This window comes from Chitinophagales bacterium, assembly GCA_017303415.1.
Classification (GTDB): domain Bacteria; phylum Bacteroidota; class Bacteroidia; order Chitinophagales; family Chitinophagaceae; genus SpSt-398.
In genome coordinates this window covers 2,913,957-2,930,374 of record JAFLBJ010000001.1, presented here as the reverse complement: position 1 = coordinate 2,930,374, position 16,418 = coordinate 2,913,957, and the positions used below count along the sequence as shown (strand labels likewise).

The following is a 16,418-nucleotide window of genomic DNA, read 5'->3' as shown; positions in this document are numbered from 1 at the left end:
ACAGATGACGGATGACGGATGTTGGATGTTGGATGACAGATGACAGATGACGGATGGCGGAGGCTTGCTGTGCGAGACCTCTGGTCTCGCACTTCTCTCTTGTCGCCTCCGGCGACTCGAATAACAACCTATAACATCTTTATAAAATGGTTTTTTAGTCGCCAGAGGCGACGGGAGAATCGTGCGAGACCAGAGGTCTCGCACAGCAAGCCTCCGCCATCCGTCATCCAACATCCAACATCCAACATCCGTCATCCGTCATCTGTCATCTGTCATCCAACCTCCGTCCTCTGTCATCCGTCCTCCGTCCTCCATCCCCCAACCTCCCCTTCCTCCCCCCACATTCCGTATCTTCGCCGCATGACCCGCCAGGAACTCACGAAGCATATTTTCCAGAAAGGTTCTTACCTCTGTGTCGGCCTGGATACCGACCCCAAAAAAATCCCGGATGTGTTGCAATCCAACCCCGATAAGGTCTTTGCCTTCAATAAATCGATCATTGATGCTACCCGGGACCTATGCGTCAGTTACAAAATCAATACGGCATTTTATGAAGCCCTTGGCGCAAAGGGATGGGAGGTAATGGAAAGAACCGTTGCCTATATTGGTACAGACCATTTTTTGATCGCCGATGCCAAACGCGGCGATATCGGCAATACCTCGGATCAATATGCACGAGCTTTTTTTGAAACCATTCCCTTTGATGCCATTACAGTCGCGCCTTATATGGGCGAGGACAGTGTCAAACCATTTCTTCAATACAAGGGGAAATGGGCAATCGTACTGGGATTGACCTCCAATACAGGCGCCCGTGATTTTGAACTCCAACCAAGTGGGGAGGAGCTGTTATATGAAAAAGTACTCAGCACGGTTTCGGAATGGGGGACTCCCGATAATCTAATGTTTGTGGTCGGAGCTACCCAGGCCGATGCGTTTGTTAATATCCGCAAAAGGACTCCTCAACACTTTTATCTGGTCCCGGGAGTGGGATTTCAAGGTGGTAGCCTGAAGGAGATCTCGGAAAAAGCAATGATCGGGGATGGGGGCATTTTAGTGAATGTCAGTCGCGCCATTCTTTATGCCTCCGAGAAGGAAGATTTTGCCGCCGAAGCCCGCGCCATCGCCCAACAATATCAACAGGAGATGGCCAGCTATCTGAAAAACCTACCCAAAGTCACAGCATTATAAGTTCATGGCCATAGGCGAACAGCTAAAAGCTAATAGCTGTTAGCCATTAGCTTTTAGTACCTAAATTTGCACTATAAAACCCCTCACACATGGCTGCCCGTACAGACCTTTTTCAAAGCCCGGATTATTTTCAAATTGACGAGTTACTGACCGAAGAGCACAAACTGATCCGTGAATCGGTAAGGAATTATGTAAAAAAGGAGATCTCGCCGATCATTGAGGATTATGCCCAGCGCGCTGAGTTTCCGCAATTCATCGTTAAGCAGATGGGTGACCTGGGATGCTTTGGGCCTACTGTTCCGGTAGAATATGGCGGTGGGGGTTTGGATTATATCAGTTACGGATTGATGATGCAGGAACTCGAAAGAGGAGATAGTGGTGTAAGATCAACGGCCTCTGTGCAAGGATCCCTGGTAATGTATCCGATCCATGCTTATGGCAGTGAAGCCCAACGAAAGAAGTATCTTCCCAAACTGGCCTCTGGTGAATGGCTGGGTTGCTTTGGTTTGACCGAACCCAATCATGGCAGCGATCCCAGTAGCATGTTGACAAATATCCGTGATGCTGGTGACCACGTCATCCTTAACGGGGCAAAAATGTGGATCAGCAATGCACCTTTCGCCCAGATTGCGGTAGTGTGGGCCAAGGATGAAGAAGGTATCATTCGCGGACTGATCGTAGAAAGAGGAATGGAAGGTTTTTCTACGCCTACCACCCATGGTAAATGGAGCCTGCGTGCCTCGGCTACCGGTGAATTGGTTTTTGATAATGTAAAAGTGCCCAAGGAAAATATCTTTCCCAATGTGCAGGGATTAAAAGGCCCATTGGGGTGTTTGACCAAGGCCCGTTTTGGTATCGCCTGGGGAACGATAGGTGCCGCTATGGATTGTTATGATACCGCCCTGCGTTATGCCAAAGAAAGGATACAATTTGGTAGACCCATTGCCGGTTTCCAATTGCAGCAAAAAAAGCTGGCAGAGATGGTTACTGAAATTACCAAAGCACAATTACTTAATTGGCGCGTGGCGGTACTCATGAGCGAGGGTCGCGCTACCCCTCAGCAAGTTTCAATGGCCAAACGCACCGGTTGCGAAGTGGCCCAACAGGTATGTCGCGATGCACGACAGATCCTGGGTGGTATGGGCATTACCGGTGAATACAGCATCATGCGCCACATGATGAATATCGAAAGCGTGATCACCTACGAAGGCACCCATGATATTCACCTGCTCATTACGGGAATGGATATCACGGGTATCAATGCCTTCAAATAAATGGAAATGACAACATGAAAATATTTCTCATCGGATTCATGGGCTCGGGGAAAACCCACACCGGTCGGCTGATCAGCCAGAAACTCGGGCTTCCTTTTTTTGATCTTGATGAGCAAGTGGTCAATCACCAGGAAAGATCCATCAACGAAATATTTGAAAAAGAAGGCGAGGAATTTTTTCGCCAAACAGAAAAAGAAGTATTGCATATCCTCACCGAAAGCCATGATGCATTTGTTATGGCCACCGGTGGAGGAGCCCCCTGTTATTATAACAATATTGGGTACATGAACGAGGCTGGTCTCACCGTGTGGATCAATACACCTACGGAAATCCTCTTTCAACGCCTCGTGAAAGAAAAAGAAGAACGCCCCTTGCTCCGCGATTTATCCGATGACCAACTGCGTTCTTTTATTCAGAAAAAAATTGGCGACCGAAGGATCTATTATGAACAGGCCGATGTGATCATTCAGGAGGAGGAAGAGGATCGCCTGGACCTGATCCTGCAAAAAATATTACATGCATAAACGTTATATCAGTATAGGTGCCGCCCTTGCAGGGCTGGCTGTTGCCCTGGGTGCTTTTGGCGCACATGGGTTAAAAAAACTGGTGCCTGCTGAAACGGTCGATACATTTCAGACTGGGGTGCAATACCAGATGATCCATGCACTGGCCCTGATCCTTGCCGGGATATTGGTTGAAAAATTCCCTTCGCGGTTCCTGTCCTATGCCGCCATCTGTTTTGGCTGGGGGATATTGCTTTTCTCAGGTTCGCTCTATCTGCTAACCTACCTCAAAGCTACTTCCACCGTTGGCCTGGGTGGTTGGGGACTGATCACTCCATTTGGAGGAGTAGCCTTTATACTGGGATGGGTATTTGTAGTTTGGGCTGTTGTAAAATCACCTTATAAAGGATAGACCAGGCTCGTGACCGTTCCATTCCGGTTTTCAATAAAAAAGGCTCCACCGATTTTCGTCATCCGCTGAGAGATATTTTTCAATCCGTTGCCAAATTCACGCAATTTAGCCAGGTCAATCCCTGTGCCATTGTCTGAAATGGTGATGATCAGATCGGAGTTGATGCGTATATCGATCTCTACTTGGGAGGCCTGGGCATGTTTGAGTACATTATTCAGACTTTCCTTTACACATAGAAATATATTCCGCCGTTTGTCACCGGTCAACTGGCGCTCGGGAATCTGGGGTGGGGTATTCACCTTGCATTGTACCGGTGTCCCTTCAAAATATTCAATGCTATAGGCCCGGATATAGGAAATGAGATTATCCAGCGTATCGTTTCCGCTATTCATACTCCAGATGATGGCATTCATCTTATTGAGTACATCATTGGCAGATTGGGAGATCTTCTCCAGTTCCACCGGCACTTCCTGTTTCATTTTCTTCTTGGCGATCTCACTCATCAGGCGGATGGTGGTCATACCTGACCCCAGTTCATCATGCATATCAGCGGATATCCGCTCACGTTCCTCCTGATGCGCGGCCATCACCGCCATCTGTTTCTCCAATTCCTTTCGCTCATTCTCTATCTTCAACCGTTCCCGTTCACGGGTTTGGAGAATGATCTGTCTACGGTTTTTAAAGGTGAGACCTACCAGGAAAAAGATCAATTCAAGGAATAAGCCCACCTCATAATAGAAAAGCGAATTATAAAAAATACTGTTGTTCGATCGCAGGTCGGGGATAAGGATCAGCAATTGGGAAAAAATAGAGAAAACGATAAGTAACAGGTTGCCCCAAAAAAGAAAACGCAACAATTGATCATCCCAGTGCCGGGCACTATAGACCATAAAGATGATAGCCAGCAGGATGAGAAAGAATTTGGTGCCATTTTCAACCAGGTTGACCGGCAAATAAGCAGTTGTGCCGTAGTATAGCACACTATACGCCAGGATCGCCATCAGCACCCAAAGGATACCAAATTTATATAACCGATGCAGGAAGGGGTGCGCCTTTTTGGTATCCAAAAAGTAGATCATGAAAGCCAGGTAACAACAGTGACCTATGGCCTGCAATACAAAATCGAGGAAGGTTTCAAACAGATAACTTGTGGGGTTGATCTGGAAATTGAACATGGATTTGGTAAACAACATCGCCCCAAGAAAGAAAGCATATCCGGCATAGAACAGAAATTCACGATTGGCCCCCATGGCATAACTGGCCAGGGAAAAAAGGATCATCATCAATAATAATCCACTGAACACATAGGTGACCATGTCAATATCCCGATACTTGTTCAGAAACTGGATCATATAGGGCACATAGAAACTTTCCCGGATCAGGCGGGGAGAAATGACGGTATTGTAGGTCTTCTCATTGGTAAGTACTGCCAATACTTCACAGGTATCACGCCCGGGAATGGAAAGGTACCTGAAGCCGATGCTATCCGGATGATCGGGCAGAATTCGCGGAAAGGCAATGGCTTTTTCACCAGCCTTTTTATATAGTATGATGTCCTTATAATAAAAGCCGGGGAAAAAATAAAACCCCCTGGCGGTATCCGTCTTATTGACGAGCAGGAATCGAACCAATACTTTTTTAGAGTTCTCGGCGGGTGTGATCTTGAAATTATGGGAGCTTAGTTGTTGCCATTTAACAGCCGGCCATTGGTCAATGGCGAAATTGGATGGAACAAGGGCAAATTGACAGGAATTGAGTATCCGGGAACCAAACCGGATCGTATCCACCTCCACAAGCGGACGCTCCTGTGCCAGGGACCTTACAGGAAGGACCAGGGTCATGACCAGGGTCAATGACAAGCAATAGCTACGGCACAAAGCCATTTTTGGGTTAGAACGCCTCATGGATGGACGGTACCCGACAAAAATACAGTTCCCCTTTGGGAAATAAGTGGCAGGGCAATAACACTTTCGTGGTATTTTCGGGCAAAACAAGGTAAACTTTATCTTTGCCCTATGGCGAACAAGCTGAAGAAAAAAACGGTGTCAAAGGCTGAGGGGGTGCCCCTGAAGACGGAGAAAGAGGCAAAACTGGATATCCGGCAGATCGCCCGTGACGAAAGAACCTGGAAGATCGTTGGGGCCCTGTCCTTATTGGTCTCACTGCTGCTATTTACTTCCTTTATATCCTATTTCTTTACCTGGAAGGAAGATCAGGATAAAGTGCTTCAGGGCGCGTCGATCTTATTTGAAGATAATATCACTGTTTCCAATCTTTTGGGCAGGTTGGGCGCGCTTACTGCTCATTTCTTCATATTTAAAGGATTTGGCGTTGCCTCTCTTCTCATATGTACTTTTTTCTTTATTCTGGGCGTAAACCTGCTTTTTGAAAGAAAGGTATGGTCGCTCTGGCGCAATCTTCGTTATGTCACCATTGGTATGCTGGTTTTATCCGTTTCCCTGGCCTTTGTAACGGCAGGGACCGATTTCCCATTCGGTGGCGGCACCGGTCGCATGATCAGCAACTGGCTGATCAACCTGATGGGCATGTTTGGAACAGGATTATTGCTCCTCGTTATTGCCCTGGCCTATATCATCTGGCAGTTTAATCCCAAATTCAATCTGCCGGAAAAGAAAAAAATTGAACCGGTACCAGTTGGAGAAGAGGAATCAGTGACCACAGCAGTGGAGCCATTGATCGCCGGCGGTGGCAAAACCATCAATGACCTGTATGCGGAAAATAATACCAAAGGCAATCGCCTTAAAAAGGGCAGCCCGGTGGTGATTCCTCCGGTCATTGAAGAGCAGGAACCCTTTTTTTCCATCATTGAAAAAGAGGAAGAACCAGCGCCGATAGAGGATCCGGTAGTGGAACCCGAATTACCTGCGTCCATTGAATTACCGGTAGAACCTGAACCGCTTCCAAAAAAGATCATACCACCGGTGGAGGTGAGTGATCTTGAATTAGAGATCAAATCCACACCGGAAACCCATCAGGAGGAAACGGAAAAGACCTATGAAAACCTGCCTCCTTACGAACCCACCCTTGACCTGCGCGATTATAAATACCCCAAGATCGACCTGTTGGAGAATTATGCCAGTGAAAAGATCGTGCAGGATACATCAGAGTTGGAGACCCATAAGAACCAGATCATCAATACCCTGAAGAATTACGATATCCATATTCAAAAGATCAGCGCTACCGTTGGTCCTACGGTTACTTTATATGAGATCGTTCCGGCCGCAGGGGTGCGTATTTCCCGGATCAAAAACCTGGAAGATGATATCGCCCTTAGCCTCGCCGCCCTGGGCATTCGTATCATTGCCCCTATACCCGGAAAGGGAACCATTGGTATTGAAGTACCCAATATCAAGAAAAGTGTGGTGAGTATGCGCACTTTGCTTTCCTCCGAAAAATTTCAGCACAATACCTATAGCCTTCCCATTGCATTGGGCAAAAAGATCGATAACGAGAATTACATTGTGGATCTTACCTCCATGCCTCACTTGTTGATGGCGGGTGCCACCGGGCAGGGTAAATCGGTAGGATTAAATGCGATTCTCGTTTCCCTGTTATATAAAAAACACCCATCGCAATTAAAGCTGATCCTGATCGACCCGAAGAAAGTGGAATTGAGTCTGTACCGACTGATCGAAAAACATTTCCTGGCGAAACTGCCCGGAGATGATGAAGCGATCATTACCGATACCAAAAAAGTGGTACATACCCTCAACGCACTATGTATTGAAATGGATAACCGGTATGACCTGCTTAAAGAAGCAGGTGCCCGGAATATCAAGGAGTACAATGAAAAATTTGTCAAGCGAAAACTAAATCCTCAAAAAGGACATCAATACCTTCCTTTTATTGTACTGGTGATCGATGAGTTTGCGGATCTGATCATGACGGCAGGAAAAGAGATCGAAATGCCCATTGCCCGTTTGGCCCAGTTGGCCCGTGCGGTGGGTATCCACCTGATCATCGCTACCCAACGACCTTCGGTTAATATTATTACCGGTACCATCAAAGCCAACTTCCCATCAAGGGTGGCCTTTAAGGTTTCTTCCAAGATCGACTCCCGTACCATTCTGGATGCAGGCGGCGCGGAACAACTGATCGGGAAAGGGGATATGCTGATCTCCCATCATGGAGAACTGATCCGTCTACAATGCGCGTTTGTAGATACGCCTGAAGTGGAAAGGGTAGTGGAGCATGTGGGTGAACAAAGAGGATACCCCCAGGCATTTCTCCTCCCCGAATATATTGATGAAAAGGACCTGGAAGGCCGGGATTTTGATATGAATGAACGGGATTCCCTTTTTGAAGATGCCGCCCGGGTCATTGTTCAGAACCAGATCGGCTCTACGTCACTCCTTCAACGCCGGATGAAACTGGGGTATAACCGGGCCGGCCGGCTTATGGACCAGCTCGAATCGGCCGGTGTGGTCGGTCCAAGCCAGGGCAGCAAAGCCAGGGAAGTGTTAATAAAAACAGAAGCCGACCTCGATCAGCACCTTTCCAACCTCAGTTTGTAGGTGATATACAACCTATTGGCCCCGGTCTCCGTCATATAGGCGTATTTGCGTATCTTTGCGGACTTAAATTCTGGATAAATGAAGTCAATCTGGACGATCCTTTTGGTGATCAGCACGATATATAATGGTCAGGCTCAGACGAAACCTGCGACTAATGACCCGGAAGCCAAGAAGGTCCTGGATGCGGTTAGCGCCAAATTCAAAACCTTTAAGACCCTTAAATCCACCTTTACCTATAAAGTGGAAAATGCGCAAGGGAAGGTATTGTCCACCAAGAATGGCACCGTGTATATGAAAGGGAATAAATACCGGGTGAGCTTTGTTGGCCAGGAGATATTCTGTGATGGTTCCAATGTTTGGACCTATGATAATTCAGCCAATGAGGTCACCATCACCAAACTGGATGCATCGGGCAGCTCCATCACCCCCCAGAAATTATTCACCAACTTCTACGATAAAGATTTTTTATACAAACTCAATGGCGAAAAAAAGGTAGGCACCAAAACCATTCAGGAAATTGAAATGACCCCTACCGATAAAACCAGACCCTTCCATAAAGTGTATATTTCGGTTGACAAAACAGCAAAGACGATCAGCAGCACCAAAGTGTTGGAAAAAGGCGGAAGTACCTATGTATATTCAGTCAATACCATGTCTCCCAACACGACCATTGCCGATTCTCAATTTGTTTTTGAAGCCAAGAATTACCCTGGTGTGGAAGTGATCGATCTTCGGTGATCGCCCTGAATTAATTTATTCTTCTCCCCAGCGATAGGTATTTTGCGATAGTCCGGCAAGGTCAATGACCCGGTCAACGACCGTGGCGGCAACCTCCTCGATGGTTTTAGGCCGACTATAGAATGAAGGTGTGGCCGGACAAATGATCCCGCCTGCCAGTGTAACGGTTTCCATGTTTCGGATATGCACGAGATTATAGGGTGTATCCCGCACAACACAGATCAGTTTTCTTCTTTCTTTTAAAATAACATCGGCTGCACGCGTGATCAGGTCATTTGAGATACCACTGGCAATACGTCCGAGCGTTCCCATGGAACAAGGTATGATGATCAACGTCCCATACCGACCCGATCCCGAAGCAAAAGGAGCCATGAAATCATTCTTGTCCACATACCGGAATGGATATTGATCATACTGCTCATTTCCAAGCTCGGTTGACCACACCTGCTTTGCATTGTCGGTCATGACAACGGAGACCTCCTCCCATTGATCCTTTAACAGGACAAGCTTATCCAATAGACATTTGGCATAGACCGAACCGCTGGCCCCGGTAATGGCTACCGCGATCCGGTGAAGGGAAGCTGAAGAAGTCTGTTGTGGGCGCGCTGTCATAATAACAAAATTAGATAAGTGTATCGTCGTTGCATGATAAAGGTTCTTGTAGAATATAATCTACAAAATACTGTTGAAACATTGATATAAATCAATAATTCACGAACAGCTATACAAATTATCCTTTTCGGGCATAAAAAACACCAATTACATGGTGTTTGTTATTCAATTATTAACTTACTTAGCAACGAATTTTCATAGGATAAGGTTTAATGGTTAATGGTTTTTGATTAGGGCCCCCCGAATTTATTCGGGGGTTCTTTTTTTATAGCCAAAGTGGCGCAGAGACAAAGAGAATTTTATTTCTCAGCGTCTCTGCGCCTCTTTGGTTAAATAGACTTATCAGGCTTTTGTTTCCGCCATATTTGGCACATCCGCCACTTTATAAGCCCCTGCATCCAATTTCTTCTTCGTTTCTTCAAAGGCTTTCAGGGTCAGCGCTATATCCTCATCGTTATGGGCAGCGGAGGGGATAAGGCGGTAAATGATATGTCCTTTGGGAATAACAGGATATACAACGATCGAGCAGAAAATGTTGTAGTTCTCACGCAGGTCCATCACCATGGCGGATGCTTCTTCCACACCACCTTTCATATACACTGGTGTTACTACGGAATCTGTTTTGCCAATATCAAACCCACGTTCTTTCAAGCCATTCTGAAGTTTCAGGGCATTGCTCCACAATTTGGCTTTTAGTTCGGGTTTGGTACGCAGGAGTTCAAGTCTTTTCAGGTTACCCAGTACGAGGGGCATGGGAAGACTCTTGGCAAAGATCTGGCTGCGGATATTGTAACGGATATAATCAATGATCTGGGCATCTCCGGCGATAAAGGCACCAATAGAGGCCATGGATTTTGCAAAGGTGGAGAAATAGAGGTCAATGCCATCCTGAATACCTTGCTCTTCTCCGGCACCGGCACCTGTTTTTCCCAATGTGCCAAAACCGTGCGCATCATCCACGAGGAGACGGAAGGAATAAGATTTCTTCAGTTCAACGATCTCTTTCAATTTTCCCTGGTCACCGGCCATACCAAATACACCTTCGGTGATCAGCAGGATACCACCTGCATTTTGTTTTTCGATCAGGGCCGTGGCTCTTTGTAATTGTTTTTCGCAATCGGCCATGTCATTATGTTTGAAAACATAGCGATGACCAGCATGCATACGAAGTCCGTCAATGATACAGGCATGGCTTTCTGCATCATAAATGATCACATCATGACGGTTGCACAGTGTATCGATCAGGCTGCTCATTCCCTGGTAACCGTAGTTCAGGAGAATGGAATCTTCTTTATGTACAAACTCAGCGAGTTCTTTTTCCAATTGTTCGTGGTGATTGCTGTTTCCGCTCATCATCCGCGCGCCCATGGGGTAGGCAAGGCCATATTGAGCAGTGGCATCCGCATCGGCTTTGCGTACCTCCGGGTGGTTGGCCAATCCCAGGTAATTATTTAAACTCCAAACGATCTTTTCTTTGCCGCGGAAATTCATCCGGCTGTTGATATCTCCTTCCAATTTGGGGAAGGCAAAATAGCCATGGGCATTTTTTCTGTGTTGCCCGATTGGACCGTAATTCGTGACCAGTCTTTCAAATATATCTCCCATATTTTCGCGTGATTTGAGGGGTTTCAAATGGCGCAAAGGTAATTTATTCCGGGGTGATTCGGAGCGATTTTTTTGCCCCATGAAATTCTTATTAACCTATTCAAAACCAGGGTGATTTCACAGGCAAATCCTTAATTTCGGCGAAATGTTTCTGTCATGAAATACCGTCTGGTTTGTCTGCTTGCCCTGCTGTCTTCCGTCTCCCTTTTTGCCCAACCGGCCCCTGTCCCTTCCCGGCCCAAACTTGTTGTCGGGATCGTGGTGGACCAGATGCGCTGGGATTTCCTGTACCGGTATGCCGAACGCTATGGAACCGGAGGGTTCAGACGGATGCTGGGAGAGGGGTTCACCTGTGATAATACAAATATCCCCTATGCCCAAACGGTAACAGCCGCCGGACATACCTGCGCTTATACAGGCAGTGTTCCGGCCATTCACGGTATCATGGGAAATGAATGGTACGATAAGGCCCTGGGACGGGATGTGTACTGTACCGAGGATAAATCGGTAAAAGTAATTGGAGGGTCAGATAAGGCCGAACCTCAATCACCCCGTAACCTATGGGCAACCACGATTTGTGATGAATTGCGACTGGCTACCAATTTTCGCGGAAAAACCATCGGTGTTGCCATCAAAGACAGGGGAGGTATCCTTCCTGCAGGACATTCCGCCAATGCCGCCTATTGGTACGACAGCCGCTCCGGAAACTGGGTGACCAGTACCTACTATATGGAAACCCTTCCGGCCTGGGTGGATAAATTCAACAACCGAAAGATCACAGACTCTTTTTATAAACAAAACTGGAATACATTATACCCAATCACTTCCTATGTACAAAGTGATAAGGATGACATGCCATATGAAGGTAAGTATGGGCATGAATCCAAACCTGTATTTCCCCATGAACTGGCTTCTCAGATTGGAAAAAATTATGGGTTGATTTCTGCTACACCCTATGGTAATACCATGACCCTTGATTTTGCCCGCAAAGCCATCGAAAACGAAGCCCTGGGCGCAGACAATATCACGGATATCCTGGCCGTCAGTCTGTCCTCTCCGGATTATGTGGGTCACCAGTTTGGGCCCAATTCCATCGAAATTGAAGATACCTATCTCCGCCTCGACCGTGACCTCGCCGCTTTCTTTGCTTACCTGGACCTCAAGGTAGGAAAAGGACAATACACAGTATTCCTAACCGCCGATCATGCTGTAGCACATGTACCTGGGTTTGATCAGGCCAATAGACTTCCGGGTAAAAGCCTGGTGTCAACCACCTCCGATCTGCAGAAAAAGTTGGGAGAGAAATTTGGGATTCCCAACCTGATTCTGGACGCAGCCAATTATCAGTTCTACCTGAATGATAAAGCCATTGACAGCGCTGACGCCGATCGCGATGCCATCAAAAAATTCATTATTCATTTCCTCCTTCAGCAAGAGGGTGTGCTGTATGCATTTGACAACGAAGAGATCATTGAAGCCAATCTGCCAACAGAAGTAAAAGAAATGTTCCTTAAGGGCTATAATGCCAAGCGGGGTGGCGATATTCAGGTGATACTGAAACCCGGTAATTTTTATGGTGGAAAAACAGGTACCACACACGGCTCCTGGTATCCCTACGACTCCCATATCCCTCTGGTGTGGATGGGGTGGGGGATCAAAAAAGGACGTTCCACCAACCAATACTATATGACCGATATTGCACCCACCCTCGCTGCCCTGTTGCGTATTCAAATGCCAAGTGGAGCGATTGGGAAACCAATTTCGGAAGTAATAAAATAAGAAATGTGAAATAAGGAAGTCGGGAAGAAAATACTTCCCGACTTCCTTATTTTTTTATTCTCAGTCCAGGTACAAAACCTTCTCTTTCGGATACCTCACTTCATACCCCACCTTTAATTTATTTTCCTTTTTTGGATCCAGGGTAAATTGCCAGCTTAGTTTCTGTGTTTCTTCCTCCAGTTTGGCGCCTTCATATTTCTTGTCCCGTATTTCGATCTCTTTGTCGGTACTGACAGGCAATTGGTCTTCGATGGTGATCGAAATGGGTTGGTTCTTATTGTTCCGAACTGTGATCTCATACAGTCTTGTATCTGTTTTATTGCTGCCCAGAAATTTTCGGGTACTGAATTCCTTGAGCAGGGTTCGTTTTACCACAACCCCTTTGTCCTTGCCCAAAGAAAGTTTCAACGTGTCATTGGCATTTAATACATCCAGAAAAGATTGACCGAGATAATTGTTTTCAAAGAATAAATTCACTTCTCCGGGTTGAAGGTTGAGATCCTGCCAGTCCACAATATTGGCCGTTAAATACACATCCGGTTCCAGTTTTGGGGCGGCAAAATATTCATAACTCGCATTTAATTCATACGCATCAATTTCTACCGCATAAGTCTTGCCATCATTGGGAATGGAATACGGTTCCTTGATCTCATACACGACTGTGGTTGGTTGATAGGTGGTAACCGTGGAGATGGCGTTGACCTGTTGTTTCTTTTTGTTGGTTGGTGACTCTCGATAGTCATTTGATTCCCCCGCCGATCGTGAGCTTCCATAACCTACCACAACCACCTCCTCCAAAAACCGCGTACTTGGCACCAGAGATACATTGACAACAGCACCTTTGGAGGCATTGAATTCAATGGCCTCATATCCTACCATCGAAGCCACCAGGGTACTTTGTGACTGGGCCGCCTGTATGCGAAAATTTCCCTGATTATCCGTCACTACACCCTGACTGGTACCTTTTACAATAACCGAAGCACCCAATAGTGGTTGCCCTTTTTCATCTAACAATCTGCCGGATATATATTCAAATGAATTGTATCCCTTTTGGGCAATAGGTCTTACCGGTATGGAATTGTATCGCAAATACCAGGGTTTTAATTCGGGTTTACTTCCTTTGTCATTGGGGTTTCCGGTCGATAAAAAGAGTTTAACGTTCTTCCAATCCTCGCCGGACTGTTGAAATACATTGGCCTTATATTGTAGGTCGACTGGTTGTGTGATATCCTTGACCCGGACATCATAACTCGGACTCCATCCCGCCTTCTGTACCAGGTAGCGTATTGTAATGCTGACGGGGGAAGCTGATTTGCTGTCTACCGAAACCTGTATCTCCGATGTGAACTGATCTTTTTTCTGGTTGAGTTCATTGAGTTGACGGATCAATTTACCCATTTCAACCTCGATTTTCCGGATACGCTGATTGGTTTCCTGCTTTTTTTGAAAGATCTCGGTTAGCCGCGCCCGTTGAAAATCCGCTGCATCTTTCAGGTCAACCACTTTTATCCCATTGCTCCCACCAATGTCCTGATTTTTGGAAAGCAATATTTCTTCCTGACCCAAAACCGCCAGCATATTTCGCTCCATAGCCAGTTTTTCATCCAATACCATTTTCTTATCCTCCAGTAAAGTGATCTCTTCCCTTTTTTCCTGCTCCGTCATAAAATTGATCTGATGCAAAACAGAATAAACCACCAGGGACGGATCGGCCTGTACCTGGATACTCTGCTTATCGATATGCGGAGATACATTATCAAATGACAGAACCATCCGGCCTGTCCCAACTACCCCCTTATACACCCGCTCCACCTGTGCACCTTCAAGGTAGAGGGTCACTTTTTCGATCTGTGATTTAAGGGGTTTCTTTTCCTGGCCAAGTATGGGGTTATATCCTGCAAAAATCAGAAGGAGTGTAATGAATCTCATAAAAGTTTTTTTATGAGATGTCCAAAATCGCTGAATTACATAAAAGATTCTGAGAAGAGAAGATTATTTTGAAATCTCCGCCTTCTTTTTAATGCCAGTCAAATATAAAACCAGCCAGCCCAATAGAGCAGCAACAATGGAACTCAACAGGATAGCCATTTTTGAGGATACTACCAGATCCGGATTTGAAAAAGCAAGCAGGGTAATAAAGATGGACATCGTGAACCCGATGCCGGCAATGATCCCAGCCACAAGGATCTTACTCCAATTTACACCCAATGGCAAAGTGGCAAGCCGGATCTTTACCGCCAGCCAGGAGAACCCTAAAACTCCAATGGGTTTTCCCAATACCAATCCGGCCATGATCCCCAGGCTATTGGCTGTAAAAAGAGACCGGTGAAATCCTTCCACAATCACTATGCCCGTATTTGCCAAAGCAAAAACAGGCAGGATGAAGAAGGCCACGGGTTTATGCAGAAAATGTTGCAACCGATACGAGGGAGACCCTTCATCGCCTTTTCCAAAGGGTATGGCAAAGGCCAGCAATACTCCACTGATCGTAGCATGTACACCAGATTGGAGAAAACAAAACCAAAGCAATAATCCGGGCAGGATATAAAAAATGAGCTTTTGTACACCCAATCTTCCCATCAGGTATAAACCACCGAAAATTCCTAATCCGGAAAATAAATAGATCAGGTTCAGATCATCTGTATAAAACAAAGCGATCACCAGAATTGCTCCAAGGTCATCAATGATGGCGAGGGCCGTGAGAAAGATCTTCAAATTGACGGGCACACGATTGCCTGCCAGGGAAAGAATACCCAGCGCAAAGGCTATATCGGTAGCCATGGGAATACCAAAGCCATTCACCGTAGGGGTGCCAGTATTGAATGCAAAATGAAAGATGGCAGGGATGAGCATTCCTCCCAGGGCCGCGGCAATTGGCAACATGGCATTTCTCCATTCCGAAAGTTCCCCAACATATAACTCCCGTTCGATCTCCAGACCCACCAATAAAAAGAACACAGCCATCAATCCATCATTGATCCAATGCTCGATGGAAAGTCCACCCACTTTTTCATGCCAGAAATGAATATAAGAATCACCCCAGGATGAGTTTGCAATAAGCAGGGATATGATCGTGCAACCGATAAGGATGAAACCACCAGCCTTTTCACTCTGAAAAAATTCTGTGAACAAAGTACTCAACCTGTTCTCCATCGGTAATATGGCCCGGAATTTATCCTTCATTTCTCTTTTTCTCCTTTCAAAAATTCATCGGTAAAATGCGTCCTGCTCCGGGGCTGGGAAAATTTGTCTTTATTATAGTTCGCCGATTCTCCGCGCGGAATGGACAGGGAGGTCCATCCATTTTCGGCAAGCATTTTACCAACAAAAACGATCTGCCCCACATGATAGGAGTAGTGGGCCAATTGGCGGAGTATGGTTTCCATTACGGAATGTCCCTGGTTACGGATGTAAATAATTTTGTCAAGATCCTCAGGCTGCAAGCTTTCCAGCGCCTGAAACAGACGATCCCAACCCTCAGTCCATTTTTCCATCATTTCCTGACGGGAACTGACCGGTGTTTCAAACTCCCCTTCGCGGTCACGCCATTCCTTTTCTCCATCGGAATGAAGAAAATCTGTCCAACGGGATAGCATATTGCCCCATAAATGTTTAACGATCGTGGCCACACTATTGCTGTCTTCATTAAATTGGTGAAACAAATGCTCATCTTTCAGCTGGTCAAAGGTTTTTTCGCCCAGCTGTTTGTAAAAAGCAAATTGCTTCCTGGCGGAAATAAGAAATTCGTTTTGCATGAGTATAAAATTACCGC

The 16,418-nt window shown here is 46.2% G+C and carries 13 protein-coding genes; 7 read left to right on the top strand and 6 right to left on the bottom strand.

What is annotated here, in order from left to right:
* Window positions 1–360 precede the first annotated feature (360 nt).
* The 4 genes from pyrF to J0M30_12670 all read left to right on the top strand — a co-directional run bounded on the left by pyrF (window position 361) and on the right by J0M30_12670 (window position 3,377).
* Complete coding sequence (pyrF, locus tag J0M30_12685; GenBank protein MBN8668348.1) at window positions 361–1,188, top strand: orotidine-5'-phosphate decarboxylase; 828 nt, start codon at window positions 361–363, stop codon at window positions 1,186–1,188.
* An 89-nt stretch (window positions 1,189–1,277) separates the two neighbouring features.
* Entirely contained in the window at window positions 1,278–2,462 is a 1,185-nt protein-coding gene (locus J0M30_12680; GenBank protein ID MBN8668347.1) for an acyl-CoA dehydrogenase family protein, read from the top strand.
* A 14-nt stretch (window positions 2,463–2,476) separates the two neighbouring features.
* On the top strand, window positions 2,477–2,986 hold the full coding sequence (locus J0M30_12675; protein MBN8668346.1) for a shikimate kinase: 510 nt from the start codon (window positions 2,477–2,479) through the stop codon (window positions 2,984–2,986).
* The gene (locus J0M30_12670) at window positions 2,979–3,377 is read left to right on the top strand and encodes a DUF423 domain-containing protein (protein ID MBN8668345.1); all 399 of its coding nucleotides are present in this window, start codon (window positions 2,979–2,981) and stop codon (window positions 3,375–3,377) included. Before J0M30_12675 ends, J0M30_12670 begins: the two co-directional genes overlap by 8 nt.
* Here J0M30_12670 and J0M30_12665 read toward each other — a convergent pair.
* The gene (locus tag J0M30_12665) at window positions 3,365–5,281 is read right to left on the bottom strand and encodes a sensor histidine kinase (protein ID MBN8668344.1); all 1,917 of its coding nucleotides are present in this window, start codon (window positions 5,279–5,281) and stop codon (window positions 3,365–3,367) included. The genes J0M30_12670 and J0M30_12665 overlap by 13 nt on opposite strands.
* 111 nt (window positions 5,282–5,392) lie before the next feature.
* Between J0M30_12665 and J0M30_12660 the strand changes: the two genes are divergently transcribed.
* Entirely contained in the window at window positions 5,393–7,912 is a 2,520-nt protein-coding gene (locus J0M30_12660) for a DNA translocase FtsK 4TM domain-containing protein (GenBank protein MBN8668343.1), read from the top strand.
* Between the two features lie 78 nt (window positions 7,913–7,990).
* Window positions 7,991–8,650, top strand: coding sequence for an outer membrane lipoprotein carrier protein LolA (locus tag J0M30_12655; GenBank protein ID MBN8668342.1), 660 nt, complete (start codon window positions 7,991–7,993; stop codon window positions 8,648–8,650).
* Between the two features lie 15 nt (window positions 8,651–8,665).
* Here the strand turns inward: J0M30_12655 and J0M30_12650 are convergent, their stop codons facing one another.
* Together J0M30_12650 and J0M30_12645 are read right to left on the bottom strand one after the other, a co-directional pair.
* A complete protein-coding gene (locus J0M30_12650) occupies window positions 8,666–9,262 on the bottom strand; it encodes a UbiX family flavin prenyltransferase (GenBank protein ID MBN8668341.1) in 597 nt (198 codons plus the stop codon).
* Window positions 9,263–9,604: 342 nt separating this feature from the next.
* Entirely contained in the window at window positions 9,605–10,867 is a 1,263-nt protein-coding gene (locus tag J0M30_12645; protein MBN8668340.1) for an aminotransferase class I/II-fold pyridoxal phosphate-dependent enzyme, read from the bottom strand.
* A gap of 156 nt (window positions 10,868–11,023) precedes the next feature.
* On the opposite strand from J0M30_12645, the gene J0M30_12640 reads away from it, so the two are divergent.
* Window positions 11,024–12,646, top strand: coding sequence for an alkaline phosphatase family protein (locus tag J0M30_12640; GenBank protein MBN8668339.1), 1,623 nt, complete (start codon window positions 11,024–11,026; stop codon window positions 12,644–12,646).
* 60 nt (window positions 12,647–12,706) lie between these two features.
* On the opposite strand, the gene J0M30_12635 is transcribed toward J0M30_12640, so the two are convergent.
* The 3 genes from J0M30_12635 to J0M30_12625 all read right to left on the bottom strand — a co-directional run bounded on the left by J0M30_12635 (window position 12,707) and on the right by J0M30_12625 (window position 16,401).
* A complete protein-coding gene (locus J0M30_12635; GenBank protein ID MBN8668338.1) occupies window positions 12,707–14,575 on the bottom strand; it encodes a mucoidy inhibitor MuiA family protein in 1,869 nt (622 codons plus the stop codon).
* A 63-nt stretch (window positions 14,576–14,638) separates the two neighbouring features.
* Window positions 14,639–15,799, bottom strand: a complete 1,161-nt coding sequence (gene nhaA, locus J0M30_12630) for a Na+/H+ antiporter NhaA (GenBank protein MBN8668337.1) — start codon at window positions 15,797–15,799, stop codon at window positions 14,639–14,641.
* Between the two features lie 26 nt (window positions 15,800–15,825).
* Window positions 15,826–16,401: a DUF1572 family protein gene (locus tag J0M30_12625; GenBank protein ID MBN8668336.1), complete on the bottom strand. Its 576-nt coding sequence runs from the start codon at window positions 16,399–16,401 to the stop codon at window positions 15,826–15,828.
* Between the last annotated feature and the right edge of the window lie 17 nt (window positions 16,402–16,418).